Consider the following 25,790-nt stretch of genomic DNA (forward strand, 5'->3'; position numbering starts at 1 on the left):
CGGAAGAAAGCAGAACCGATGACGACGCCCGGACACAACCAGACCAAAATCCGCGTCGGCATTGATTTCGGCACCACCAACAGCGTGGTCGTGATTGCGGATGAGAATGGCAATACCCACCCTGCCCGCTTTGTCTTCACGGATCACGCCACCAGCGAAACCTGTCGCACCCTGCTCTGCCTGTGGATGGATCAGGACGGACGCCGCCGCGTCATGAAAGACGCGATCGGGTTAGACGCCATCGAGGCCTATCTGGACGATCCGACCGAGAGCCGTCTCATCATGTCCATGAAAACCTATCTCGCGCAGGGGTCTTTTCGCGAAACGCGGGTTTTCAGCAATGTCATGACGCTTGAAGCCCTGATTGCACGCTTTCTGACATCCCTCATGGACAAAGCCGGGCTGAATCCATCCGATGTGAGCGCCACGATCGGCCGTCCTGTGCGATTTGCGGGGGAACTGGCCGATGATTCGCTCGGTGTGGCCCGTCTGCGCGAAAGTTTTCTGGAAGCGGGCTTTCCCGAGCCCAATATCGTCCTCGAACCCGAGGGCGCGGGCTGGCGATTCATGCAGCGCCTCGACCGTCCAGCAACCGTTCTGGTCGGCGATTTTGGCGGCGGCACCAGCGATTTCTCGATCATGCGCTTTGACCCGCAGGCCACCCAGCGGGTCACGACGCTGGGCCATTCGGGCGTTGGTATCGCAGGCGACCAGTTCGACTACCGTATCATCAGCCATGCCGTAGCCCCGGCGCTGGGCCGAGATGCAACCTATCGCGTCATGGGCGGACAACCCCTGCCCGTTCCGGCGGAATGGTTCGCAAGCCTTGGTCGCTGGCATCGGCTGTCGCTGATGCGTACGCCGCAGACGCTGCGGGATATTGCGGACGTCGCCAAGACATCGTCAGAACCAGAGAAACTCCGCAACCTGCTGCGTCTGATCGAGGATCAGGAAGGCCAGAATCTTTATCGTGCGGTTGGACAGGCCAAAAGCGATCTGTCGCGTCAGGACAGTACCGTTCTGCGCTTCATCCATCGGGATCTGAAAATCGAAGAAACCATCACCCGCGCGGATTTTGAAAGCTGGATTGCCCCTGATCTGAGCCGTCTGGACGACGCCATCGAAGACGCCATGCGTCAGACTGGTCTGGGGCCGAACGATATTGACCGGGTCTTCCTGACAGGGGGTACGTCTTTCGTCCCGGCCGTCCGCAACCTGTTCGACCAGCGTTTCGGTGCGGAGCGCGTGGATGGCGGATCGGAATTTGTGTCCGTCGCAGAAGGGTTGGCCCTGATCGAGCGTGAGCGCCACCTCCCCTAAAACAGCGCCTATACAGTCAAAAGCATCACCCCCTTCAGAAAAACACAAAGAAAATCGGGTATAGAATAATATATTGTACTTTTTTATTTAGTGAAGAACGTTCCAGATTATGTGATTGGGAATTTTCTTCAATAAGGATTTTATCTTTCCTTGGAGAACCAGAAACGCACCGTGGGAGTCCCTAGGCGTTCTGCTTTCACAGACCGAATTTGCAGTCATGCGTCATGCAGTCCATGATCGCAGGAAAGAACAGCAGACATGTCTCGCCCGCGTTTTTTGAAAATATTCCTGCAGATCAATATTTTTTCAGTATTCAGCATCCTTCCCTTGGCTGTTCATGCGCAGGGTACGGCGTCAGTTCTTCAACAGAGCGCGCGTCAGCCAACGGCCCGGCTGCTGCCCTCAACCTCACCCGGGACTTCACATCCAGCCAGCGCGGCGCAGCATAAGCATCAGCCCGCCCCTTCCGCCGACCATCTGGGCGCGATCTTTGATACGGAGAGCATTTCCTCGCTCCTGAACCGCAACAATGACGCCCTGCGCCGCAGTGATCTGACAGCCGGTTATTATGTGCCAGCCGAAGCCTTCGGCCATCTCGTGCCCCAGCTTTCGCCGTACCGGAACTGGCTTTCGGAACGCGGATTCAGCTTTGAGTTCTCCTACAAGGGAGAAGCGATGGCGAATGTTGGCGGCGGCATTAGCAAGGGCATGTCCTACGCCCATGAGCTGACGTTCAATACGCGCTGGGATCTTGGACGGCTATTGGGACTGGATGGCTGGATTCTGCACGCCGTGATGATGGAACGTGCGGGTCGTCAGATCTCCTACGATCATGTCGGGGAACACCGCATCCTGTTGAGCGAAGTCTACAGCCTCTCGGGCCATGCGGCTGCGCATCTGGCAGATATTTATCTCGAAAAATCGTTTTTCAACAATCGCGTCAACATCAATATCGGCCGCATTACGCTGACGCATACCTATGCGACGTCGGTGCTGCTCTGCACCTTTATGGTCCAGTGTTCCGCCCCTCCTGCGATCAAGGCTGACGAAGGCTGGAGCGTCTATCCGAAAGCCACATGGGGTGGAACGCTGCGAATCAAGCCTACCCGCGACCTCACGCTACGCACCGGCGTCTACAAAGTCGGGCCACTGACGGAAAATCCGAGCGGCTGGGCCTGGGGCAGTGAAACCTCCACGGGAGTCATGCTTCCCATCGAACTGACCTGGGAGCCCTTTATCGGTAAAGACAATCTACCAGGTCATTACAAACTCGGCTTCGGACACGATACCTCCCCTTATGCTGATCGTCTGGGAACGATCCCGGCAATGTTCGCGCATGACGTTTTCCATGATGCCAACAAACCGCGGGATACGTTCTACATCGAGGCGGACCAGATGGTTTATCGCAAAGGTGGCCAGCACCAGATGGCAGGCGGATACATCCTTGCGGGCTATGTCCATAATACACCCAGCGTCTCGACATTTTCCGATCAGGTCTATGTCGGCGCGTCGCTTCTGGGCATCATTCCGCGCAGACCGTTCGACCGTTTTGGCGTGATGTATTCCTACTATCAGATGAGCCCCGCCATTACGCTGGGGCAACGCCTGAGACAGCTTGCAGGCATGTCCATGGGGGCCTTCGTCAACGGCCCACAGACCCATTCCGCCATTCTGGAAGCGTATTACGGTATTCCCATCCACCCCGGTCTCGTGGTGCAGCCTGAGTTCGAATACATGATGCGCCCCGGCGAAACATCCATCATTCCGAATGCAACGCTGATCGGTCTCAAGGTTCTTGGAAACCTGTAAGACAACATCACAGGTAAGCGATCCGTTATTTGTGAGTTAACAGCGTTGTTATTCTTCAACACTGACATTACCCGTTCGTGATTGGAGTATAAATATTTATTTACATACCCTGAACGCAGATAAGGACACCTGACAAAGGATTTTCCGAATGAAAACGATGTTCGCTTCTTTTCTGGTCCTTGGACTTCTGGGCGGAACCGCACTCGCACAGGATCCGAAAGTCGAAAACGCGGTGGCCAGCGCTTCTTCAGACGCGAAAGCCCCTGTCACGCAGGTTGCGGACACAAAGAACAGCGAGACCTGCACTCAGGTCTGGGTCAACACAATGACCCATGTCTATCATGTACCGGGTAGCTTCTGGTACGGCGCGACGGCGCACGGAACCTATATGTGCGAAGACGACGCCAAGCGGGCGGGGAATACACGCGGCCAGTTCTGAGCCTGTCAGGGGGTTTTTGCAGCCCCTGCCTCTCCGGCTTGTCTGGCCTCCACCTCCCGGCTGGCACTTTCCTGTTGTCGCAGGGCTTCCGCCTGACGTGAATGTCCCGCGGCCTCCGCAGCATCAGCTGCCAGAGTGAGCGCCTGACGCATCCCACGATAATCCAGAGCATCACGGCGGCTTTTCACGACTGAAAGCGCCTCGTTGGAAGCGAGTTCGGGCTGCCCCTGTGACAGATGCAGACGGGCCAGAAGTTCCTGCCGGTCGATCGTGGCCTCATTGTCATGGAAGGTCGCCAGATCGTTTGCGCGCTGCCTCAGAGCAGCGGACTGCTTCTGATCTGCGGCAATCAGGCCAGACAAATAAAGCGCTCTCTCCCGAATACCCCTATCGGAGGATTGCAGCGCGCGCTGTACAGCCTGCGACGCGAACACCGTATCATGCAACCTGTACAGGGCAGCCGCGCGGATCACCGCCAGATCAGACGTGTCGGAGACATTGCGCAGGCTTAGCGCGGTCTCGGTTTCGCCAAGGCTCTGAAGAGCCTTCTGAGGCTTGTCCTGCGCCAGAAGCACCGTCGCAAGATTGAACCCGGCTTCATGAATGGCGACTGCATCATCCCGCATCAAAGCCCGATCCATAGCCGTTCGATACTGCGCCTCGGCCTGAGACGCCTGACCGATCCCATAAACGGCTTTGCCCGTATCCATGGCATCTTCATAAGGCTGATCGGGCTTGGCCCCCTTCGTTGCAGTTGAAGACGAACAGCCGCCCAACGTAAGAACGACCAAAGCCGTGCATGCCAGAAAACCATACCTCATGGCCGCACCGCCTCAGCCGGAAGACGACGGGAAGGCTCCTGTTTTGCACCTCCGCCTCCCAGCAGCCACAGGCCCCGGAGTTGATCCGTCAGCTTGCGCAAACTGCTCGCACTCGCTTCGGCCTGCGCCAGAAGGGCCGGAAGCTGGGCCGTGGCGGTATTGGCATGGCTGATGGTCTGCTGGATCTGCGGCATACTCTGACGCAGACCCGCAGTCGCGGCCCGCGCGTTGTCCATCGTTCCATCCACCTTGGTCATGACCCTCCCAACCTGTTTTTCAATGGGCCGCAGATCCGCAATGACGGCGTCAAGATGCGCCAGAGCCGCATTGGCCTTGTCCAACACATCATCCTTCACCAGCAGACCGCCGATCGTGCCCTGCCCTTTGCGCATGTCGGTCATCATATCATTTACCTGCGCCGTGATGAGCTGGACGTTATTCATCGCCGGCACCAGCTTGCTGCGTAGATCCATAACGGTCTGGGTAATCACATCCGCCGGGTTGGCTTCCACCGTGGCCTGAAGGACCGCATAGCCCCAGTCCAGCGGCTTGCCCTTGCCGCGCCCGAGTTCGATATAGCTTGCCCCGGCCACGATCAGGCGATGGCGGATGACGGCTGTGCTGTCCTGGCGGATGAAGTTTGCAAATTGCGGGTCCAGATCCCCTTCCGCATACATCCGCCCCGTTTCATTGAGTTTGAGACGGCGGATTTCGCCAGCATGGACGCCCATGACTTCGATATCGTCGCCGATCGCAAGCCCCGCCACGCCGCTTTCGGGCAGAATGAAATGCAGCTTCTTTTCCGGGGTCAGCCACTGACGCAGGAATCCGGCCTCCACGACCGCAACCGCGAACATGACGATCGCAGCAAGGACAAGCAGTCCGACCCATTCATCCGCATAGCGGTTTTGAAAGAGCGGACGGGCGGTCTCGGTTTGGCGCAGGCGGAACATCAGGAACCTCGCATCGAAAACAGTCCATCATCGTACAGTCTCAGGCGGATCGTGGCATCGGACGCATAATCCCCCCACCCGCTTTCATCCGGAGCCATCCACACCACCGCGCAGCCACGGTCCCGCAGATCGGTCACGAGAGACAGGAACGCATGCATCAGGCTGGCGGAAGCCCCTTCCATCGGGTGTTCCAGCAGCAGGAGCGCCGGTTCTCCCAGCATGGCCCGCACACAAGCCGCGCGCTGCCGGTCCATCGCCGATAGGCGTCCCGGTGGCACCACCGGCAGGCCCGGCAGACCCAGCGTTACCGCCAGATGCACGGCCTGTGCCTGAAGTTTTTCAATCGGGGTCCGTGTATGGTGAAGCTGTGGCCACAGGATGTTCATATGCGTCCCATACAGATCCACCCAGCCTCCCGTGACTACGATCCGCCCGATCCGCCCCCGCAAGGCATTACTGCGCCGTTCGTCCAGATCGGCCCAGTCCAGCCCCATACAGCGGACGTGGCCGTCATCAAGCGGAATAAGGCCCACGCACATATCGGCGAACAGTGCCGCCTGCCCCATGTCCCGACACTCGATCAGCGCGCACTCGCCGGGATTGAGACGCAGATTATAGCGGCTCGACACCAGCCCGCTCTCATCAAACCGGGGACGCGCGTCCACCAGTTCGAGCCGGGCTTCCAGCACATCGGACAGGACGTCATCGTTTTCAGCCATCGAAACACACGCTGAAAACGACGTTGATAATCATGATCGACAGCATTCCCCGCGCAAACCCGCGCGGCAGCATGCTCGCCAGATCGTCTTCGGTTGTCACATCCATGCCTGAGAGGCACGAACAGACACCCACCGCGTAGCCGCTGAAAACGAACTTGGCCGGAATCACGAAATAGTCGATCGGCTTTACGCTCCCCGCGACCTGATCCATGAACGCCCAGATCGGCATGGTGATCGCATCTTCCACGCGGCAGACTGCATAACCCACGACAAGCGCCGTCAGACTGAAGATGATGCCCAACGTAAAGCCGCTGATCGTCATGGCGAGACTGCGCGGCACAAGAAACGAAATAAAGGGATCAACCCCCATTCCGGTCATGGCGCGCATCTGTCCGCCTGTCGTGAGCGTTCCGAGTTCGGTCAGCATCAGCATCCCCGAACGTCCCAGCAGGATCACACCCACAAGAACCGGCGCGATTTCACGCACCAGAACCGTTGACAGAATAGAGCCGGTCATCTGCGCCATGCCTGCAAAGCCGAGCCAGTAGACGGTCTGCGCCACGATCCCGAACCCTGTCAGCGCGGCGGTCACGAGCGTACTCAGCAGCCCTCCGCCCACCGCCTGATGCAGGGATGCCCAGAATTCGATCCGCACAGTCCGACGCCATGTCGTCAGGCGGGTGGCTTCGCGCATAATGCCCCACCCGGCCCCGATCATCATCAGCGTAAAACGCATCTGCGTGCGGGAAAAATATCCCAGATGGACCAGCATGGTCCGGACCATCGTGATCCGGTCGAGATTGCGCAGTCCTTTCATCGACGTCCTGCCAGAACGAAGCTGCGCGTAATGCCGCTATTGGGAAGATAGAACATCCCGCGGGCGCGGAAGAGGAAATGCTCCCGCAGGATCAGATAGGCCTGTTCGGACACCTGGATCGTCCCTGCATCCGGTGCACTCCCGGTCAGGAGTTCGGCCCCGTTGAGCGCATCGCCCCAGATATTGAAGACGGAAGGAGCCTCTCCCAGCTCGGAGGCCATGACAGATCCCACATCCATTCCGATCCGGAACACAGGGTCCAGATCCGCCGCCGCCAGAGACGACAGGCAGGCTTCACGGATCGATACCGCCGCATCCGCAAGGCGCACGGCGGCGGACGGGTCTGGCGTCTGCGAGCAGCCACCCACGAGAACGAGCCTGTTGCTCACCACCTGCACGGAGAATAGTCCGCTGTCGCGGGCGATCTTCTGGATTTCCAGACTGAGCGTGCGGATGACGGTCATGGCGCGCGTGATGCTGTCACGATCCGGCGCGTAAGGGTCCACGAAGGAAATGACCATGACCGGAACCTGCGGGTAGAACCCCGCCGCAATCGGCTCTCCCGCTGTAGGCGATGGCTCCAGAAGGAAGCCTTCGCCAAAGCGCGTTTCGTATTTCTCGGCCGGAACCGCAAATCCGGACGTGCCGTCGGCTGCCGCATCGAACGGCTTGGCAAAACGCAGAGCGACGACCGATCCTACGATGGCAATGATATGCTCCATCGTTTCGACCTGCCCCGGATCTTCCAGAACGATGGCGCCAACCGTCCGGTGAGCATTGCGGACCGGCTGGAACAGAAGCGTGCTAGCGCCCACGGCCCGCATGATGACGCGCTGGAAATTCTGCGTCCGCTCGTCCTGCGAGGCATCCGCGATCGACAGCGTATGTCCTTCGTCCAGAGCCTCGAACAGCTTGCCGTTTTCTCGGCGGCTGATTTCAATGCCCGTGCTGTGAACATCGCGCGACGGATCGAACGCATCCTCACACAACAAACGATCGCCGTCCGGTAACAGTCGCCACAGGCTGGCGCGACGTGCGCTGGTCCGCGCGGTCAGGGCTTCCGTCAGGATCGGTGCTTCATGAGCAGGATCGAACAGATCCGGCGTACTGGCGATTTCCAGCAGCGAGGCATTTTCCGCCCTGATCTGCTCGCGCCCCTGAAATATCCTCTTTCGCAGACGCTCCACATGCCGCCCCTGCGCCACCAGTGCGAACGCTAGGACGGACGCCAGCATGACGATCAGCAGCGAAAACCCGATATTCTGCCGCCGCGCCGTCTGCGCGAAATCGGCAAAATCGCTTTCAGGGGCATTGAGCAGCAGAACCCACTGTCGATGTACGAAGGGCAGTTCAGAGGCAATCGTGACGTAGTTCTTTCCATGTGCCCGCACTGCACCCGTTCCCGGCCCCTCGATGCGGTACCGGTTGAGCGCCTGCGTGAAGACCGGCTGCGTCTTGGGGTCGAGGAAGACATTCCCCGGATCGAAGGTTTTCGAGTCCTGTCCGGGGGCCATATTATGCCCGGCAATAATCTGGCCGTGCATGTTCACAATCACGGCCTGACCACTGCGTCCGACCTGAAGTTTATTGAGAAACGACGTCAGCTGGTTCAGCGAAACATTGATCGCAAACACCGATTTATGTCCGTCATGCCCATCATAGGCGAGCGATGCCGTGATGATGAACTGGTGCGTGGACACAAAGGCATATGGATCGGTCCAGTGGAGCTGACGGCCCGGATCGTTCTGATGCTTGATGGCCTTGGCGAACCACGGGCGCAACACGACATTATAGCCGTCAGCCGGGTCCGCCGCTTCTCCCGTAATATTGCCATCTCTATCTGTATAGACGTGGTGATAGACCTGTTTGCCATCGTCGGTCTGGAAATGGGTCTGCTCGAACCCGTCCTTTCCATGCCGCGTGATCATCCAGAACTGGCCCTGATCGTTCGCAATATAGAAACTGTCCACCTGAGGCGCGTGGGCCAAAATGGAGCGTCCGTAGAGCATGAACGTGGCGGGGGTGGCATTGGTCAGTGGATCGCGGAACATGTCCCGCGCGATCATGGCGCCGACGGAAGCCGGAGCCAGATAGTCGCTCACTTCCTGCGTCACATAACGCTGTTGGCTGCGCAGAAGATCGTTGGACAGCGCAATCGCGCCTCGGCGCGTCGTCTGGTAATTGTGAAGACTGATGCCCGTGATCGCGGCGATGACCAGCAGAACGCCCACGAACGGCCCCAGAATCTGAAAGATCCGACGACGGTCGCTGGCGGGGCTCTGTGTAGGGTCCACGATCTCTGCGGCTGACAACGTCTTTTCTCTCCGGACAGGCACGGGGTCGCGGAACAGGGCCATACTGCCGCGATAGGTCAATATCCTCCGAGTATTGCGAGACTGCAACCCGCCGTCACGGACTGAAACAACCCTGCGCCCGAAAATACTCTCATGTTCCCGAACTGGCGGTTTGCAGGGTTCCTCGTTATGGTCAGACGTTTTTCCGGCAGGATGGTTTTGCTGGACGCTGTCGGAATTGCGGTCACTCCCATGAATCAACATCTTTCCCACCGCGCCGTCCTGTCCTTCACAGGTGCGGACCGGACCAGCTTTCTTCAGGGCCTCATCACGAATGACGTCCAGAGCCTCGCGCCCGCGACCTCCGTTTGGAGCGCGCTTTTAACGCCGCAGGGCCGCTGGCTGAGCGAATTTTTCCTGTATGACGCATCCGACCGCATTCTGATGGATTGCGCGGCAGAGCATGCCGACATGCTCGTCAAGCGCCTCTCCCGTTTCCGCCTTCGCGCCGATGTGCAGATCGAAAAAACGGACCTGCGCGTCATCACTGGCGCAGAGAGCGGACATGTTCCGCCCGATACGATCACGCACGCACCGGACCCACGCTGCGATGGCGCGGGCTGGCGGGCCATCGTGACCGGAACCGGGCAAGGTGGCGAGACGCCTGAAGAATTTCTGGCACGCCGCCTCACGCTGGGCCTGCCCGACGTCATGGATTTCGAAAGCGAACAGACACTGGCTCTGGAAGCAGACATGGACCTTCTGAACGGCGTCTCATGGAAAAAAGGCTGCTACATGGGGCAGGAACTGACCGCCCGTACCCATTACCGTGGCCTTGTCAAACGCCGCCTGTTGCCTGTGGTGCTGCCGGACGGCATGTTCCCGGGCGAAGGCGGCATCATCATCGCGGGAGACCGCGAGGTTGGAGACATCCGCTCCCGCAGCGGCAACCGGGCACTTGCAATGCTGCGGCGAGACGCCTGGTCTTCCACCGAACTGACCTGCAACGGGCAGCCGCTTTCTGTCGTCTGGCTCGCCTGGTTTCCCCCGGAAATGCGTTGAGGAGATGCGTTCGTGACCTATACCCCCCCTTCTCCAGCGATTGTCGATGACATCATCGCGCAGGTAAAATTCGATGCAAACGGCCTGATTTCAGCTCTCGCGCAGGCGCCGGACGGCATGGTGCTGATGCTGGCGTGGATGAATACGGATGCCCTGCGCGAGACGCTTCTGACCGGTCGTGTCTGTTACTGGTCCCGCAGCCGCCAGAAACTGTGGCGCAAGGGGGAGACTTCAGGACAGCAACAGAAACTGATCGAAGCGCGGCTCGACTGTGACATGGATGCCGTTCTCATGATCGTGGATCAGACCGGTGTGGCCTGCCATACGGGCCGCCGGAGCTGTTTCTATCATGGCGTGACGCCGGACGGACTGCGCGATACCGCACAGCCCGAAATCAGCGCCGAAGAACTTTACGGACGCTGAGCAGCCTGACCCGACAGGCTCCAGCCCGGTACGAGGAACGTAGCCGGGCAGCCATTCTGGTCGTCCGGTGAAGACAGATAGGCGCCCTCATAAGGGAAGCGCGACAGCTTCTTCGGGTCCAGCGTGAACCAGAGCTGCGTCAGGACCATCTGTCCGTTATGCGCTGGCTCGCAGCGGACCTGAAGTGCCCGGTCGTCATGCACGTTCATCAGGCGTGCGAACATGGCGAGAAGATCGTCACGTTTGACCTGAAAACCCTCCTGCTGCGACAGCCACACTCCGAAAGCCGACGCTGCGAACCGATCACGCAGTTGCATGGACGTGACGAAAAAGCTGTCCGCATCATAGCCGAAGCAGCGGGCGTGCTTGGTGTATTCATGCACATAAAGCGGCTTTTTCAGATGCGGCACGACGCCCCGCAACGCCTCGACCGTCGTGGGCAGGAGCTGGGGCGGGGTGTCGTCATGATCGTAGAGATCGCAACCCTTCGACCACCATTCCTGCACCGGCACGCCCTGCGCCTCCAGAGCATGCGGTTCAGACGCCCACAGCCCGTGCAGACCAATCGAGATCCGATGCGTCTGGTCCCATTCGCATCCACCGCCCGTAGCGCAGAACCCCGGCTGCCAAGTCAGCGCCAGCGTATCATGCCGGAAATCGGTATGGGCCGTCGGCGTAAGCGAAGGCCCGGTTGGCGCCTGAGAAACACAGCCTGCCATCAAAAAGAAAGTAGCAAGAACGGAACGCTTCACGCAGAAAGCCCTTTGGCATGATGGATCAGATGGTCGGCAATAAAGCTCTGCACAAACCAGTAGGAATGGTCATAGGCGGTATGGCGACGCAGTTCGAGCGCCTGTTTGCCCTCTTTTGCCGCCGCCTCCAGCGCGTCGGGGCACAGATCTGCCAGATACTGATCCATCAATCCCTGATCCACGAGAATGGTGGAGGGATGGGCGCGCCCTGAACGCAGAAGCAGTGTGGGATCGCAGCTCTGCCATTTCGCCGGATCGCCGCCGAAATAGGCATCGAACGCTTTCTGACCCCAAGGAACCGTACTCGGATGGCAGATCGGCGCAAAGGCCGAGACCGTCTTCCAGCGGTCTGGGTATTTTAGCGCCTGTATCAGCGCGCCCATACCCCCCATGGAATGCCCCATGATGCCGCGTCGGGTACCATCCAGCGGATAAAGCCGTTCCGTCAGGGCCGGAAGTTCCTCCCCGACGTAGGTTTCCATGCGGTAATGACGGCTCCAAGGCGCGGAGGTGGCATCGATATAGAACCCTGCTCCCGATCCCAGATCATAGGCGTCATCCTCGCCCTCGATCCCCGTATGGCGCGGGGATGTGTCGGGCGCGACCAGAGCGATGCCGTGTTCGGCGGCAAAGCGCAGGGCATTGGCCTTGATGAGGAACGTCTCCTGCGTCGCCGTCAGCCCGCCAAGCACATGAATGACCGGAACCTTCTGCCCCGCCAGCGCCTCTTTCGGCAGAAATACGCCGAAGGTCGCGGGCACGCCGAGCGCCTCTGACTGGTGCCGCACGAACCGCAGTGAGCCGTCGAAACAGGCGTGATGGGCCAGAACCTCGATATCCGACATGCTCAGTACTCCACGACAGTACGGATACTTTCGCCGCGGCTCATCATGTCAAAGCCCAGATTGATGTCCGCCAGCTTCAGCTTGTGCGTAATGAGGGAGTCGATATCGATCCGACCCTCCATGTACCAATCCACGATTTTCGGCACATCGGTCCGCCCGCGTGCACCACCAAAGGCCGATCCGATCCAGCGGCGTCCCGTCACGAGCTGGAACGGTCGTGTGCTGATTTCCTGTCCGGCACCGGCAACACCAATGACGCACGATACGCCCCAGCCGCGATGCGCACTTTCCAGCGCCTGACGCATCAGTGTCGGATTTCCGACACACTCGAATGTGTAGTCCAGACCGCCCCCCGTCATCTCGATCAGATGTCCGACAAGGTCTCCATTCGGTCCCAGTTCCTTCGGGTTCACGAAATCCGTCATGCCGAACTCGCGCGCAATCGCCTCGCGCTCGGGATTGATGTCGATGCCGATGATCCGGTTCGCCCCGACCATTTTCGCACCCTGAATGACATTGAGACCAATGCCGCCCAGCCCGAACACCGCAACCGTCGAACCGGCTTCAACCTGCGCCGTAAACAGCACAGCCCCGATGCCCGTCGTCACGCCGCAGCCGATGTAGCAGACCTTATCGAACGGCGCGTCGGATCGGATTTTCGCCAGTGCAATTTCCGGCAGCACCGTGAAATTCGCGAAGGTCGAACAGCCCATATAATGATGGATCGGCTGGCCTTTGTAAGAGAAACGCGACGTGCCATCCGGCATCAGCCCCTTACCCTGCGTGCTACGAATGGCCGTACACAGATTGGTCTTGCGCGACAGACAGGACGGACATTCCCGGCATTCGGGCGTGTAAAGCGGAATGACATGATCACCGGGCCTGAGATGCTTCACCCCGGCTCCGACCTCCCGAACGATGCCCGCTCCTTCATGGCCCAGAATGGCCGGAAACAGACCTTCAGGGTCCTGACCTGACAGCGTGTACTTGTCGGTATGACACAACCCCGTGGCCATGATCTCGACCAGAACTTCCCCGTCGCGTGGGCCTTCAAGCTGAACCGTATCGATTTCCAGCGGTCTGCCGGCCTCGAACGCAATGGCGGCGGTCACGTCCATAACATCACTCTCCTCTGAAACGGTGAGAACAGAGTGTCGTATCGGAGGGCATGGCGGCAAGAGGTGCGGCTGCAAAAGAAAGTAAAAAGACAGACACCCTTTGCTGTTGGCCGGGAACAGAGTTCGCCGCTACGCTCGCCGGGGACTTGTTTGCGTATTCCGCCCATCCGAGGAGACAGCCGCTTGATCGTCAACCGTCCACATGGACTGGCCATTCTTTTTCGGGAATCCCTGCCCCCGCTGTTCATTCTGACGCTGTGGGATTTCGTGGTGGTCATCCTGTTCCAGATCTATCATCAGAACTGGATGGAGCAGCCCTCCCTGCCAGTGCCACTCATGGGTACCGCGCTGGCCATCTTCCTGAGCATGCGCAACAACGCCGCCTATAACCGCTGGTGGGAAGGCCGAACCCTCTGGGGCGCGATCACCAACAACTGCCGCTCTTTCGGACGTGAAGCCGCGACACTGCTGGGAGGTCGTCCGGATCTGGCCCGCGCCATGGCTGCGTATCCGCACGTCCTGCGCGCTGCTCTCAGAGGCGATCCGCCCAATGAAGACGCCAAAAGGCTCCTGGCGCCGGAAATGTATGAGAAGGTCTTTTCCTGCTCGAACACCGCCAACATGCTGCTTTACCAGATCGGTCTTGGTGTCCGTGAGGAAGTTAAGCTACGCGGAATCGACGGCGCCGTTCACGGTACGGTAGACCGCATCCTGTCGGATATCGCCAACGCACAGGGCGGTCTTGAGCGCATCAAGAACACGCCCCTTCCCGCGCAGTATTCCATGCTGCCCGAAATCGCGACGCATCTGTTCTGCATCATCCTGCCGCTCTCCGCCGTACAGACCCTCGGCTGGATCACACCGCTTGGGTCCAGCATTATCGGGATGCTGTTCCAGATGCTCGACCGCAGCGGCCGTGACCTTCAGGAACCGTTTATAAAAAGCGTTCACGCCCTTCCCATGCTCACCATGGCGCGCACGATCGAGCGCGACCTGCTCCAGCCGATCGGCGACATCCCGCCCCCGGCCATTCAGGCCAACGACGGTGTACAGCCCTGAGGCAACAGTAAAAAAAGCACTACCGCAAAAAGAATACCTCTTGCGATCGGGCAAGACAGCAAGGGGTTTTTCTGCTATGAACCTGGCCTATGAACACGTTCAAAAGCCCCCAGAAGGGCGGCATGACCGATGAAATGGCTCGTGTCGCAGCCAACAACACGGCCCGCCAGACCGATCCTGAGCAGGATGCTGACCCTTTCCGCGAAGGTGACTCGATCGTCTACGCCGCGCACGGCGTTGGACGCGTGGAAAAGATCGGTATGGTCGAAGTCGCCGACACTGTGATCGAGATGATCCAGATCTCTTTTCCCGGCAACCAGATGATGCTGCGGATTCCGCTCGCCAAGGCCCGTAAAGCGGGTCTGCGCAAGATCGTCACGCGCGACATCGTCGACAAGGCGATGACCGTCATCAAGGGCAAGCCGCACGTCAGCAAGGGTATGTGGGCCCGTCGCGCCGTGGCCTATCAGGAAAAGATCAACTCCGGCGATCTGATCCAGATTGCCGAAGTGCTGCGCGACCTGCGCCGCAATGTTGACAGCCTTGATGGCAGCTTCTCGGAGCGTAAGCTGTTTGAAGCCGCGCAGGAACGCTTCGTGGCCGAAGTCGCTGTTCTGGAAAATGCCGATCCGGCACAGGTTCTCGAAAACCTGACCAAGACGATGAAGGCCGCCTGAAAAGCGGTCTGGGATGCGGTTTGAAAAGCCTGCATTTCTTCAATATGGATCAGGGTGTGGTTTTCTTCGCATCCCGGACGGGGTTTCTCGCGTTGGCAACACGAGAAACCTTTTCCGTGATGTGTTTTCAGTCACGGTTTCAAACCTGCATTCCAAAGGAGAGGTGAGGCCACATGCCTGCCCCTTACAAAGACCGTTTCGCCGGCAAGAAAGTCCTCGTCACAGGGGCATCCCAGGGAATTGGCGAGGCCACCGCGCTTCGTTTTGCCGAAGAAGGCGCGCAGGTCGCCCTCAACGGCCGCAAAGAAGACAAACTGATCGCCGTCCGCGAAAAGCTGCCCAAAGTCTCTGGCGGAGATCACCCGATCGCCACGGGTGACATTTCCAAGGAAGACGACGTCAAGCGCCTGGTGGCCGACAGCATCAAGGCTATGGGCGGCCTGGACGTTCTGGTCTGCAACGCAGGCTATCAGATCCCGTCTCCGTCCGAAGACATCAAGCTCGAAGATTTTGAAGGTGTGATGGCCGTCAACGTCACGGGCGTGATGCTGCCGTGCCGCGAAGTCATCCGCTACTGGCTGGAAAATGGTATCGAGGGCGCGATCATCGTGAACTCCTCCGTTCACCAGATCATTCCCAAACCGCATTATCTTGGCTATTCCGCCTCCAAAGGTGCTGTTGGCAACATCGTCCGGACGCTGGCGCTGGAATATGCAGGGCGTGGGATCCGGGTGAATGCCGTGGCACCCGGCGCCATCGTAACGCCGATCAACATGTCGTGGATCAACGATCCCGAGCAGTACAAGGCCGTTTCAAGCCATATCCCGATGAAGCGCCCCGGCGAGAGCCGGGAGATCGCGGATGCCATTACCTTCCTCGCCGCCGAAGACAGCACCTACATCACAGGCCAGACCCTGTATGTCGATGGTGGTCTGACCCTCTACGGCGACTTTGAAAAGAACTGGTCCTCGTAGTCCAAATGCCCTCCTCCCTGACCGTCCTGCTGATCGAAGACGATTTCCTCATCCGGACCTGTCTGGCGGAGTTCCTGCTGGACAACGGCCTGACAGTCAGGGAAGCGGATCACTGCGCCGAAGCCCGCGCCATCATCGGCGCGGAGCCTAAACTCGATGCCCTCGTGGCTGACATGACCCTTCCGGACGGAGATGGCATGACACTTGTCCATCCCGCCCGCGAACGCTGGCCGGACCTTCCAGTCATCTATATCAGCGGTCATGGCGATATGCGTCGGAACGAGACATCTGGCGACCCGGCACGGGATCGTTTCATCTCAAAGCCTTATACGCTAGCCAGTATTCTGGAGGCTCTTGAGGACATGACATCAGCGGCCTCGGCTTAGGAGATCCGCATGTCCGACAGTCTGGACAGACCCGCCCTCGACAATCCGCCCCCGACAAACGAGCAGAGTCAGCCCAGCCCGTCAGACCGACTGACCAAAGCCCAGGAAGCCATGACTCGCGGCGCGCCCGAAGAAGCTCTGGCCATCGCATATCTTTCCCCTGACAAAGAAACCGAAATCCCGGCGCTGCATTATGTCCGGGCACGGGCACAGTTCCATTTGCGCCGTTATCAGGACTGTGCGGTGGAGCTTGAACAGGCCAGCGCCAATGCGGGGCCTCACGCCATCTCTCTTTTACTGGATGAAGCCGTTGCCATGCGGCGGAGAGAAGATCTCCTTCCGCTGCTGAAAATCTGCCGCAAACGCAAACCCGGCGACTTCCGGCTGATGAATGCCGGAGCCGCCGTACTGATCCAGCTTGCGCGCTTCGACGAGGCCGAACTCCTCCTCCGCCTGAGCCTGCAACGCCGTCCCCACGAACGCAGCACTCTCAACCTGCTTGCTCTTCTCCTAACGGAAACCGGCCGTTTTGACAGCGCACTCGCGGTCATGACCGAACTACGCGATACAGATCCGCAAGATTGGGAGCCAATCTGCAACATGGCCTGCATCCTCAGTAGTATGGGCCGGATGGAGGAAGCAGCCAATCTTTATCGGGAAGCGGTCCCGATGGCGCCTCACGATCCACGTCTGCGTCTGAACCATTCCATCACCATGCTCAAAAGCGGCCGCATGGCGCAGGGCTGGATCGAGCATGAATGGCGCTTCGGCCTTCCCGGCCATACCAGCATACCGCTGGATCGCCTCCTGCCTAACATTTCTCCGTCGCTGGATCTGAGGGGCAAGCGCGTCCTCATCACGCAGGAGGAAGGTCTGGGCGATACACTCATGTATCTGCGCTACATCCCGCCCCTTGCCCGCACGGGGGCCATCATCCATATCTGGGGCACGGAAACGCTGGCTGCGATCTGCGAGCGCGTGGCCGGGGTTTCTGAAGTGCAGTTCGGGGGTGAGACGCCCGACTATGACTATCACTGCCCGTTCATCAGCCTGCCCCGCGCCTTTTCTGGAACGCCGGATGCCATGGGAGCGCCCGTCCCGTATCTCAGTGCCGATCGCCGGAAGGCTGAAGCATGGCGTCAGCGGTTTCAGGACGATCACAAGCTGAGGGTCGGGCTGGTCTGGGCCGGAGCAGCACGGCCCGAAGATACGGCGGCTCTTATGGTGGATCGTCAGCGCTCCATGCCGCTCTCGGAACTTGCACCTCTGGCCGGGATCGAAGGTGTGAGCTTCTATTCCCTTCAGAAAGACACCCCCGCTGAACAGATCCCGGATTTTCCGGGCACGCTGGTGAATGTCATGCCAGACTGTCACACGATGGATGACACGGCAGCCCTGATGGTGAATCTCGACATCATCGTCTCGGTCGATACATCAGCCGTTCATCTGGCCGGGGGGCTCGGCAAACCCGTCATCATGATGGACCGCATCAACAACTGCTGGCGCTGGCTGCACGGGCGGGACGACACGCCTTGGTATCCGCAGATGCGGATCGTCCGCCAGACACGTTTTCAGGACTGGTCGGACGTTGTGGAGCGGGTCAAACGGTTACTTGAAGACGCCGTTGCTGCCCGGCGGCACAAACCTCAGTAACTGTAGCCATAGGACAGGCCGATGCTCGACCCCGGATCGTTTTCCGGCGTCGTGAAGCCCGTGACCTGCCCACCCGTCCCGACCGTCGTGTTGAACTTCAGCCGCTTCGTCAAGTCGATCTGCACCTGAGCCTGCGTGCCCGAGCCTGATGTCGCCTGTTTGGCGCCAACATACACGCCCTTCATGACGTATTTTCCGGCCTCGACACTGGTGCCCCCGTTATCGACACCGCTGCCCCCACCAACAGCCAGACGATCCAATCCCAGCAGGTTCTGAACCTTGGCCAGCGGATCAAACGCCGAGCCACCCGCAAGCTGCACCACCGCCGCGCCCAGTTCCGCAAGCTGCGTCGTGGAGAGCGAATGGGTGTCTGTTCCGAACAGCAGAATGGACAGAACCTGATCGCGCGGCAGGCTGGGCGAGGAGACGAAATCCAGTTTCGGTGTGCTGGCGTAGCCCGTCACCAAAAGGCTCGCGAGCGTGCCGTTGGCATTGCGATCCGCCCGGAAATCCAGCGTCGGATCAAGCTTGTGGTTCACGCCCGAACCGTTGAACGCCACACGCCCGTTCGTAAAATTGAGGTTGATCCCGCCCAGATTAAAATTGCCGCGCTTGAGATCAAACCCGCCATTGATCAGAGGCGCCGCACTCGTCCCGCGAATCCGCAGACGCCCCTGCATTTCCGCGAACACACCGTGCCCGCGCACGAAAAACTCGCCGGGCGAAATCACATCCACGCCCAGTCCGATAATCAGGCTTGATCCCGTTTCGGAGGCTGGCTTCTGCCCCGGACGGATCACGTCCAACTGCGGCACGGAGGCGGGCATGGAATTCGGAATATTGACGGTCGCGTTGGGAATATTGACCTTCCCGTCCACATCCAGCCGTGTCGTGGCCTGACCGTGAATGTGCAGATCGGTATTGATCGTCGCAGTCAGCAGTTCGCTGGAGACAGGACGGGCCTTGTCGGACGTAATGTGCAGATCAACGGGAAGATCGGGGCGGAAAGCTCCGACCGTGCCGTCGAGCGTGATCGTGCCGGGGCCTGCATGGGCGATGATGTGATTGACGTTAATCGTATCCCCCGAGGCAACGAGGGCCCCGTTGATCCGGCTGAGATGCACACCCTGCGCGTAGTTGTCGAAAGAGGCGTTCTCCAACCCGATCTGACCGGATGCCCGGGGCTGCGCGGCTGTCCCTGCAATATTCAAATTAATGCCGATTTTCCCGGCCACAGCCATGCCGTTCGCGCCCAGAACGGCATTTCCAACAGACAGATCGACATGCCCCGTGGTGGCAAGGGCGATCGCACCCGTTTTGGAAAGCGGCGCGGTTCCGTGAACTGCGAGCGCGACGGACGGGCCTGCACCAAATGTTGCATCCACCTTCGCGGACTGTCCCGCGAGGCCGATATTTGCCAGAATCTGCGCCGCCGGAAGGGACGCCGCCGGGCCAGTCTTCATCCGCAGATCACGCCCGTTCAGCGAGACCGTTCCGGTTGGTGCTTCCAGCGTACCGCCCAGTTTTGCTGCAAGCGAGATCGTACCCGTTGCGGAAAGATCCGGCGCAAAAGGCTTTGCGATGGCGGGTGTGAGGTGATCCAGCCGCGCGGTGAGCGCGAGTGCGGGTTTGAACGTTCCGGCAATATCAACCGTTGCGGGCGCTACACCCTGCGGTGCGAGAGTCGCCAGAAGATGATCTACACCCATCACATCGCCAAACGATACCACCGCAGGGCGGCTCAGACGCAGGCTCTCTCCTTTGACCAGAGCCGCCAGTCGGCCGAGGCGCACCGTCTTTTCAGGGACGTTCAAAACAAGGGCGGTGTCGATATTGGCCGGGGCATCCATCACGTTCTGGAAAGCCGCATTCAGCGCGATCGCCATCGCGGTCTGGGGCCCCTTGATCGTGGCATGTGCCCTGCCCGTCATAGCCTGATAGCGCAGCCCGGCGAGATCCAGCACCAGCGAAGGCTCGGGCGCATCAATCGGGTTCGCGATGGTTCCGCTAACCTTCAGAGACTGGACGGCGGCCTGCGCCATCCCCAGCATGCCGTCCAGCCCGACCTTGACGACAGGCGGCGCACCCTCGGTCTCCGTCGTGTGCAGTCCCAGCGTCAGATGGCCGGAAATCGCCTGCCCGATCAGGCGGCGGAAATCACCCAGATTGCGGATCGAGACGTCCAGATCCCCGAGCGGCACTTTCGCACCTTTCGGGAGGCGCAGCTTGCCTTTGCCGCTCAGGCTGTTCCAGTCCAGCGTGTTGAGATCCAGATGGTACGCACCCGCGTCATCCTGCTGGAAAGCGGTATCAAGCACCAGTGGCGCATGATCGAGCGTTCCCTTAGCCGTCAGCACACCTCCCGGATGAGATGGCAGATGCTGGACATCGGCATGGAGCGCCACGGGGCCTTTCGCCACGTCTTTCGTGCCGAACTCCCCGCTCAGATCGGCTTTGAACGCCAGATCGTCGGTCGGACCATCGGCCGTGGCGGTCAGCGTCGTATTGCCAAGGATAGCGGGAGTGGCCTTTGCAAGATCCGGAAGCTGGACGGAGGCCTTCGTCTGCATCCGGTTGCCATGCGCCATGTCGATCACGGACGACACCAGCATGTGCAGCGCCGCCCCATCCAGCGCGAAACTTTTCAGCGTCAGGACATTGGCCGGGGATTTCGCCAGATCGAGCGAGAACGTGCCGCTTTTACCGATCAGGTTCAGAGCCTGCGGCTGCCCGCCCGCGATCGCAAGCGTTCCTGTGCTTTTCAGCGTCAGGTCATCCTGTTTCGTCACCGGCATGGCAAAATCGGCATGCAGTCCGGCTGTGCCGCTCAGATCGGTGCGGCCCATTGCCGCCAGCGGATGCAGATCCGGCAGAGCGAGGTCCAGCTGACCTTTCGGCGCAGGCTTCAGATCGGCGGTTGCCGCGGCGTGCAGGAACGGATGATCCAGCTTCGCCACGACCGGGACAGAGGCCGCCAGCGGATGCGCCAGAACGTCCAGCGTCAGCGGCGCGGACGCCAGAATCGTGGGCTGTGAACCCGGAATACGCAGGCCATCCAGCACAGCCGCCAGATGAGCGGTCGTGTCTTCGGGTCGTGCGCCTTCCACACCGTCAAACCGGGCATGCAGATGCCCGATCCCGCTCCCTGCGGCGGTCAGGGCGTCGATATCCAGCACCCCCTGACCGTTCGGCGCCGTGAGCGGACCATGCAGATCCGTCTCCAGCGCGATGCTGTTCCACGCAATGCCCGGACGCAGCGTCATGGACGGCGCATCCGCCTTCACATGCAGGTCCGCGGTCATGCTCAGCAGGTTCATCGTCCCACTGGCGACAGCCTTCACCAGCCCCGCGCCCAGACCGAAATCCAGCGCAGCCGCCGTGCGCGGCCCGTTGAGATTCAGATGCAGATCCAGCGGGTCAAGCTGCGGCATCTGGCCCAGCGTGGTGGCGAAGCCGTTTTCGCCCTCATGATATCGCACGCTCACCGCGATGCGGTTTTTGGGCGTCTCGACACCAAGCGTCAGATTACCCGGCTGATCCAGCCGCTTCAGGGCCAGAGCGATGTCCATGACCGGGAGTGTGCGTATCGTCACGCCATCCAGAAACGGCGCGATGCTGTGGATAGAAGCGTGCCCATCTGCTGAAAAGACGGTCGGGGTGACGGTATAATCCGGGCTGACTTCCAGCCGCCCGACATGCAGCGATGCCAGATCGACCCGCAGATGCAGCTTTGAGGGCGCAGCATTGGCGGGCGTCGGCTGCGCAGGGGTGACGTCGGGGGGCGACACCATCTTGCGCAGAACGGCCACACGCGATGCGCTCAGATTCGTAATCTTTGCATCCAGATGCAGCAGCGATAGCGGCGACCAGCGCAGATCCGCATTGTCCAGTTCGATCCAGGGGCCTTTCTCATCCTTGATGAGGAGTTTCGTGACCGCGAGATGTTGCGGCAGAAAGCCTGAAAGCCCCGAAATCTCGACCATACCACCCGTTAGCGGGCCGATTTTCTGCTCAATCAGCCGTTGCCCAACAGGCAGGTTGATCCCGACCAGAACTCCCGTAACCGCCACGACCACCAGCCCCGCAGGGACAATAACCAGACCAGCCGCAACACGGAGAAGAACCTTGCGAACCCGCATCAGAACGTCTCCCCGAGGCCGAAATACAGTTCCCATTTATCGCCCTGCGGCGGCCGGTTCATCGGCAGCGCCACATCCACGCGGATTGGCCCGATCGGCGTGAAGTATCGCACGCCCCCACCATATCCGACCCGGAGCGTTCCCTGCCCCGGTCGCGATCCCGTCCCGACCTGCCCGGCATCTACAAACCCGGCAACACCCAGATTCATTGGCAGACGCTGACGGAACTCAACACTCCCCGCATCCATGGACGTCCCGCCGATCGCATATTTTGTACGACCATATTGCGGCCCCACGCCCTGATAGCGGAAGCCGCGCACCGTTGCCGGGCCACCGGCATAGAGCCGCTGATCGGGCGGGATCTGGTAGGTGGACGCCCCCTGCACGGAGCCGACGATGCCTCTGACCGCGATCACGCTGCGACCGGGCCTGGAAATCCCGAGATGGTGCAGATCGAAATAGGTCGAGGCTTGTGCGGAGAGGAGCGTGAAGAACGTCGAGCCGCTTTCCAGCGATTCCGATGGTGTGATGGAGAGCGATGCCCGCACACCATGGGTGGCCGGGTCGATCGGATTGGTGAGGCGTGTGTTGTCGAATGTCGCATTCAGGGGCGCTGCGACGATGAAATAGCTCCGTGTGTCGCCGAACTGCTTGATCTGCTCCTGCTCGCCCATCAGGCTACCCGAAAGATTCCAGTATTTCCCGACATGACGGTTCAGCCCTGCACGGGCGATGATGGCGGTCTGATGATAGGAATAAAGAAGCTGTCGGACGCCTTCGAGACGAACGCTCAGGTTCTGCCCCTTCGACAGGAAGTCCGGTTTCATGAAATCTGCATAGACATCATAGCCCAGCCCCTGCTGCGCTGAGCCGCCAAGCCCTGTGACCAGAGCCGTCAGTTTTAGCTGTTCGGCGTTGCCGAACAGATTGTGATGCGTCCAGCTTGCGCCCAGACGGCCGCCAAGATCGGTCGAATAGCCAACTTCAGCCGACAGCGTACGCCGCTTGGCTTCCTTGAAGCTGAATTCGATGGGCATGGCCTGAAGAATCCCCGGCATCAGGGTGCGGCTGGGCGGCAGGGTAATGATGGGCGGGGCATTGCGGACCTGCACGGACGCGAACACGCCCGTACTCACCAGATCCTGACGCGCAGCCTCGATCCGGGACGGGCGATACAGCTCGCCCTCCTTCAACTCCAGCCGGCTACGCAGGAAACTCTGGTTGGTGTGAACCAGCCCCTCCATTCCGATGGGACCGATCACCACCCGCGGCCCGCGCTGGACGCGGAACACGATGTCGAGCTTTTGTGTCTGCGGCTCCAGATAGGCCACGGGCGTCGAGACGCTTGCGGTCGCGTAGCCATCTTCCTGAAGCTGGTTGAGCAGGGTGTTCTGTGCAGCCAGAACGGTTTCGGCCACTGCGGGCTGGCCGGAGGACAGATCAAACGCCTTACGCTCATCTGGTGCGAGCGTGACGGGCTGAGACTGTGCGACGGCCTGCGCGAAGGTCAACGGAACCGCTATCGCAGGGGCTGCCTCCGGCGGAGCTTTGGTTTTGGCTTTGGACGCAGGTAGCTTCGGAATGGGCGTTTTCGCGGTTTGAGGGCCTGCTACAGTCGCCGGTGCGACAGCCTTTTCGAGGGGCGCAAGGAGCGCGATGCTTCCAAGACTGAAACGTGGCCCAAGCGTGCTGGAAATCGTGATGGCGACTTTCTGGTTTTTTTCCAGCGCCTTGAGAATATCCGGCAAAGACGGGTCCTTGCCGTCCACCACCCGCGTCCCGACCTTGACGCTGATCTGCACGGAACCCGCATAATAGCCCTGTGATTCCAGCGCGATATTCACCCGGTCATAATCGCTGCGGATCCGCCCGGCGAGCGCATAGGCCCCGACGGCATGAGACGCCTGAAGGGACTCAAGCTGGGATGATGCGCCGATCGCGGCATCCAGTTCAGGGTGCTTTGTCGGGGTCAGTATCACGGTGTAAGGGATGGCGGGGTCAGAGGTGCCATCTGAAACCGGCTGAGCGGTCGCAGCTGTTTTGGACGCCTTCGCATACAGGGGCAGCGGCGCACAGAAAACCGTTACGACACCCAGCATGCAGGACATCGAAGCGACTGATACAGAATAAGAAACTGAGCGGCGGCCTGACTTCACCGTGCGTCCTGAAAATCTGTCTTGAGGGTATTTCCGGCCTGTAAAAGCCGGATACGGGCGCGCAGACCGAACGACAGGACTGCATAATCCGAGGAACCTTGCACGGCGCTCCCTGTCAAGCCCTTCACGGCGGAGACAGCCCGGAAAAATGCTCTGTTTGAAGGCACGGAAACAAACAAGATTGTGTCGTCCCCGCGAAAACCGTATCACTCAGCACCCATGTCCCATCGTGATGCCAAGACCCCGAAGAGCCGACGCGGTCACAACCGTCCCGTCGTGGATGAAAATGCCGCCTTTCCGGCTTTTCAGCCGACAACATCCACATCGCTCTACAGCCGTCTGCGCTGTGCGCTGCGCCTGTCCTTCGTCCTGATCTGGACGTTCTGGGCGTGCAATCTTCAGGCCGTTCTGGTGCGTCTGCCCGGGCGGTTAAAAATCATGATGCCGCGCATATACTGGAGAGGCGTGTGCCGGATTCTGGGCATCAAAACAAAAGTCATCGGCAGCAGCGCGGGCGGCGTGCGGACTGCAAAGGACGTCCGCAACGGCAAGCGCCCGGTGGTCTTCGTGGCCAATCACTGCTCTTGGCTCGATATCGCCATTATCGGCAGCGAGCTTCCTGTCGTCTTTGTCGCCAAGGGCGAAGTCGGCAAATGGCCCCTCATCGGCACGGCATCCCGTCTGGGCCGCACGATTTTCGTCAGCCGCAACCGTAAGGATACCGGCCGCGAGCTTCAGGAAATGGCCGCACATCTGTGGGACGGGGACGATATTGTCCTCTTCCCCGAAGGCACGTCCTCGGACGGCTCGCGCGTTCTGCCTTTCCTGTCCTCGTTTTTCGCAGTCGCCAAACCCGGGCGTCTGGAAAAAGTCGGCCTGCCCAAAGCCCCGCCCGTGCTGATCCAGCCCGTTTCGGTCGTTTATGACAGTCTTGAAGGCCTGCCGGTCGGACGAAGCCGCCGGAATGTGTTTTCATGGTATGGCGACATGGATCTTGCGCCACATCTCTGGTCTTTCGGCCAATGGCGCACCATGGGAGCGTCTCTGATGCTGCATGAACCGATCACGCCGGATGAGTTCCTCTCCCGCAAAGACCTGTCGCGCGCGACGTACGAGGCCGTCAGTACTGGCGCAGCAGACCTCCGCCGCGCTCGCCCTAAAGCTGTCGGAGCCTGAAATGGCTCGGCCGTCGGGTCCGCCGTCAGGTTTATCTTGACTTGAAGCCTGCCTCCACGCCACTTTCGGGTCATGACACGGCAGCAACCCGGCTTTCGTGTCCGGAGGTGGTATTACCCATTCAGGCGCGTCTGATCATCCGTCGTCCCGTTGCATCCGGCCAGCCGTTCTCCGGAACAGGCTTGACCTCGAGGATGC

General features: G+C 60.1%; 21 protein-coding genes. 11 read left to right on the forward strand and 10 right to left on the reverse strand.

Features of this window, described 5'->3' with window-relative positions; translation table 11 throughout:
- Positions 1 to 18 precede the first annotated feature (18 nt).
- The 3 genes from GKO01_RS00365 (at position 19) to GKO01_RS00375 (ending at position 3,568) form a co-directional block, all read left to right on the forward strand.
- Positions 19 to 1,320 (forward strand): Hsp70 family protein, encoded by a 1,302-nt coding sequence (locus tag GKO01_RS00365; protein WP_099285093.1) that lies wholly within the window; start codon positions 19 to 21, stop codon positions 1,318 to 1,320.
- A gap of 258 nt (positions 1,321 to 1,578) precedes the next feature.
- Positions 1,579 to 3,129, forward strand: a complete 1,551-nt coding sequence (locus GKO01_RS00370) for a carbohydrate porin (protein ID WP_244901264.1) — start codon at positions 1,579 to 1,581, stop codon at positions 3,127 to 3,129.
- Positions 3,130 to 3,277: 148 nt separating this feature from the next.
- Positions 3,278 to 3,568, forward strand: coding sequence for a hypothetical protein (locus GKO01_RS00375; protein ID WP_099285095.1), 291 nt, complete (start codon positions 3,278 to 3,280; stop codon positions 3,566 to 3,568).
- 5 nt (positions 3,569 to 3,573) lie between these two features.
- On the opposite strand, the gene GKO01_RS00380 is transcribed toward GKO01_RS00375, so the two are convergent.
- Genes GKO01_RS00380 through GKO01_RS00400 form a run of 5 tightly spaced genes read right to left on the reverse strand, consistent with a single transcriptional unit; the run spans position 3,574 to position 9,436 of the window.
- Positions 3,574 to 4,389 (reverse strand): hypothetical protein, encoded by an 816-nt coding sequence (locus GKO01_RS00380; RefSeq protein WP_099285097.1) that lies wholly within the window; start codon positions 4,387 to 4,389, stop codon positions 3,574 to 3,576.
- Positions 4,386 to 5,342 (reverse strand): MlaD family protein, encoded by a 957-nt coding sequence (locus tag GKO01_RS00385; RefSeq protein ID WP_099285099.1) that lies wholly within the window; start codon positions 5,340 to 5,342, stop codon positions 4,386 to 4,388. Before GKO01_RS00385 ends, GKO01_RS00380 begins: the two co-directional genes overlap by 4 nt.
- Complete coding sequence (locus GKO01_RS00390; RefSeq protein ID WP_099285101.1) at positions 5,342 to 6,061, reverse strand: P-loop NTPase family protein; 720 nt, start codon at positions 6,059 to 6,061, stop codon at positions 5,342 to 5,344. The genes GKO01_RS00385 and GKO01_RS00390 overlap by 1 nt, the downstream gene beginning before the upstream one ends.
- Positions 6,054 to 6,878: an MlaE family ABC transporter permease gene (locus GKO01_RS00395; protein WP_099285103.1), complete on the reverse strand. Its 825-nt coding sequence runs from the start codon at positions 6,876 to 6,878 to the stop codon at positions 6,054 to 6,056. The genes GKO01_RS00390 and GKO01_RS00395 overlap by 8 nt, the downstream gene beginning before the upstream one ends.
- On the reverse strand, positions 6,875 to 9,436 hold the full coding sequence (locus tag GKO01_RS00400) for a cache domain-containing protein (protein WP_244901287.1): 2,562 nt from the start codon (positions 9,434 to 9,436) through the stop codon (positions 6,875 to 6,877). Before GKO01_RS00400 ends, GKO01_RS00395 begins: the two co-directional genes overlap by 4 nt.
- Between GKO01_RS00400 and ygfZ the strand changes: the two genes are divergently transcribed.
- Together ygfZ and hisI are read left to right on the forward strand one after the other, a co-directional pair.
- On the forward strand, positions 9,425 to 10,234 hold the full coding sequence (gene ygfZ, locus GKO01_RS00405) for a CAF17-like 4Fe-4S cluster assembly/insertion protein YgfZ (RefSeq protein WP_099285532.1): 810 nt from the start codon (positions 9,425 to 9,427) through the stop codon (positions 10,232 to 10,234). The two genes, GKO01_RS00400 and ygfZ, sit on opposite strands and share 12 nt — an antisense overlap.
- A 12-nt stretch (positions 10,235 to 10,246) precedes the next feature.
- The gene (gene hisI, locus GKO01_RS00410) at positions 10,247 to 10,657 is read left to right on the forward strand and encodes a phosphoribosyl-AMP cyclohydrolase (RefSeq protein ID WP_099285105.1); all 411 of its coding nucleotides are present in this window, start codon (positions 10,247 to 10,249) and stop codon (positions 10,655 to 10,657) included.
- On the opposite strand, the gene GKO01_RS00415 is transcribed toward hisI, so the two are convergent.
- The 3 genes from GKO01_RS00415 to GKO01_RS00425 are packed head-to-tail and all read right to left on the reverse strand — an operon-like array spanning position 10,645 to position 13,372.
- Entirely contained in the window at positions 10,645 to 11,409 is a 765-nt protein-coding gene (locus tag GKO01_RS00415) for a ribonuclease T2 family protein (RefSeq protein ID WP_099285106.1), read from the reverse strand. The two genes, hisI and GKO01_RS00415, sit on opposite strands and share 13 nt — an antisense overlap.
- On the reverse strand, positions 11,406 to 12,254 hold the full coding sequence (fghA, locus tag GKO01_RS00420; protein ID WP_099285108.1) for an S-formylglutathione hydrolase: 849 nt from the start codon (positions 12,252 to 12,254) through the stop codon (positions 11,406 to 11,408). The genes GKO01_RS00415 and fghA overlap by 4 nt, the downstream gene beginning before the upstream one ends.
- Positions 12,255 to 12,256: 2 nt before the next feature.
- A complete protein-coding gene (locus GKO01_RS00425; RefSeq protein WP_099285110.1) occupies positions 12,257 to 13,372 on the reverse strand; it encodes an S-(hydroxymethyl)glutathione dehydrogenase/class III alcohol dehydrogenase in 1,116 nt (371 codons plus the stop codon).
- A 183-nt stretch (positions 13,373 to 13,555) separates the two neighbouring features.
- Here GKO01_RS00425 and GKO01_RS00430 point away from each other — a divergent pair, with 183 nt between their 5' ends.
- From GKO01_RS00430 to GKO01_RS00450, 5 genes are all read left to right on the forward strand, one after another.
- On the forward strand, positions 13,556 to 14,431 hold the full coding sequence (locus GKO01_RS00430; protein WP_099285111.1) for a bestrophin family protein: 876 nt from the start codon (positions 13,556 to 13,558) through the stop codon (positions 14,429 to 14,431).
- An 89-nt stretch (positions 14,432 to 14,520) separates the two neighbouring features.
- Positions 14,521 to 15,108: a CarD family transcriptional regulator gene (locus GKO01_RS00435; RefSeq protein WP_099285113.1), complete on the forward strand. Its 588-nt coding sequence runs from the start codon at positions 14,521 to 14,523 to the stop codon at positions 15,106 to 15,108.
- Between the two features lie 173 nt (positions 15,109 to 15,281).
- Complete coding sequence (locus tag GKO01_RS00440) at positions 15,282 to 16,082, forward strand: SDR family NAD(P)-dependent oxidoreductase (protein ID WP_099285114.1); 801 nt, start codon at positions 15,282 to 15,284, stop codon at positions 16,080 to 16,082.
- A gap of 5 nt (positions 16,083 to 16,087) precedes the next feature.
- Positions 16,088 to 16,468 carry a response regulator gene (locus GKO01_RS00445; protein ID WP_099285116.1) on the forward strand — a complete coding sequence of 127 codons (381 nt, stop codon included), beginning with the start codon at positions 16,088 to 16,090 and terminating at the stop codon, positions 16,466 to 16,468.
- 9 nt (positions 16,469 to 16,477) lie between these two features.
- Positions 16,478 to 18,121 (forward strand): tetratricopeptide repeat protein, encoded by a 1,644-nt coding sequence (locus tag GKO01_RS00450; RefSeq protein ID WP_099285117.1) that lies wholly within the window; start codon positions 16,478 to 16,480, stop codon positions 18,119 to 18,121.
- Here GKO01_RS00450 and GKO01_RS00455 read toward each other — a convergent pair.
- The gene (locus GKO01_RS00455) at positions 18,115 to 22,260 is read right to left on the reverse strand and encodes a translocation/assembly module TamB domain-containing protein (RefSeq protein ID WP_099285119.1); all 4,146 of its coding nucleotides are present in this window, start codon (positions 22,258 to 22,260) and stop codon (positions 18,115 to 18,117) included. The two genes, GKO01_RS00450 and GKO01_RS00455, sit on opposite strands and share 7 nt — an antisense overlap.
- Entirely contained in the window at positions 22,260 to 24,368 is a 2,109-nt protein-coding gene (locus GKO01_RS00460) for an autotransporter assembly complex protein TamA (RefSeq protein ID WP_099285533.1), read from the reverse strand. The genes GKO01_RS00455 and GKO01_RS00460 overlap by 1 nt, the downstream gene beginning before the upstream one ends.
- Before the next feature lie 267 nt (positions 24,369 to 24,635).
- On the opposite strand from GKO01_RS00460, the gene GKO01_RS00465 reads away from it, so the two are divergent.
- Positions 24,636 to 25,592, forward strand: a complete 957-nt coding sequence (locus GKO01_RS00465; RefSeq protein ID WP_099285121.1) for a lysophospholipid acyltransferase family protein — start codon at positions 24,636 to 24,638, stop codon at positions 25,590 to 25,592.
- Positions 25,593 to 25,790 lie beyond the last annotated feature (198 nt).

Source organism: Gluconobacter kondonii (assembly GCF_002723995.1).
GTDB classification, from domain to species: domain Bacteria; phylum Pseudomonadota; class Alphaproteobacteria; order Acetobacterales; family Acetobacteraceae; genus Gluconobacter; species Gluconobacter kondonii.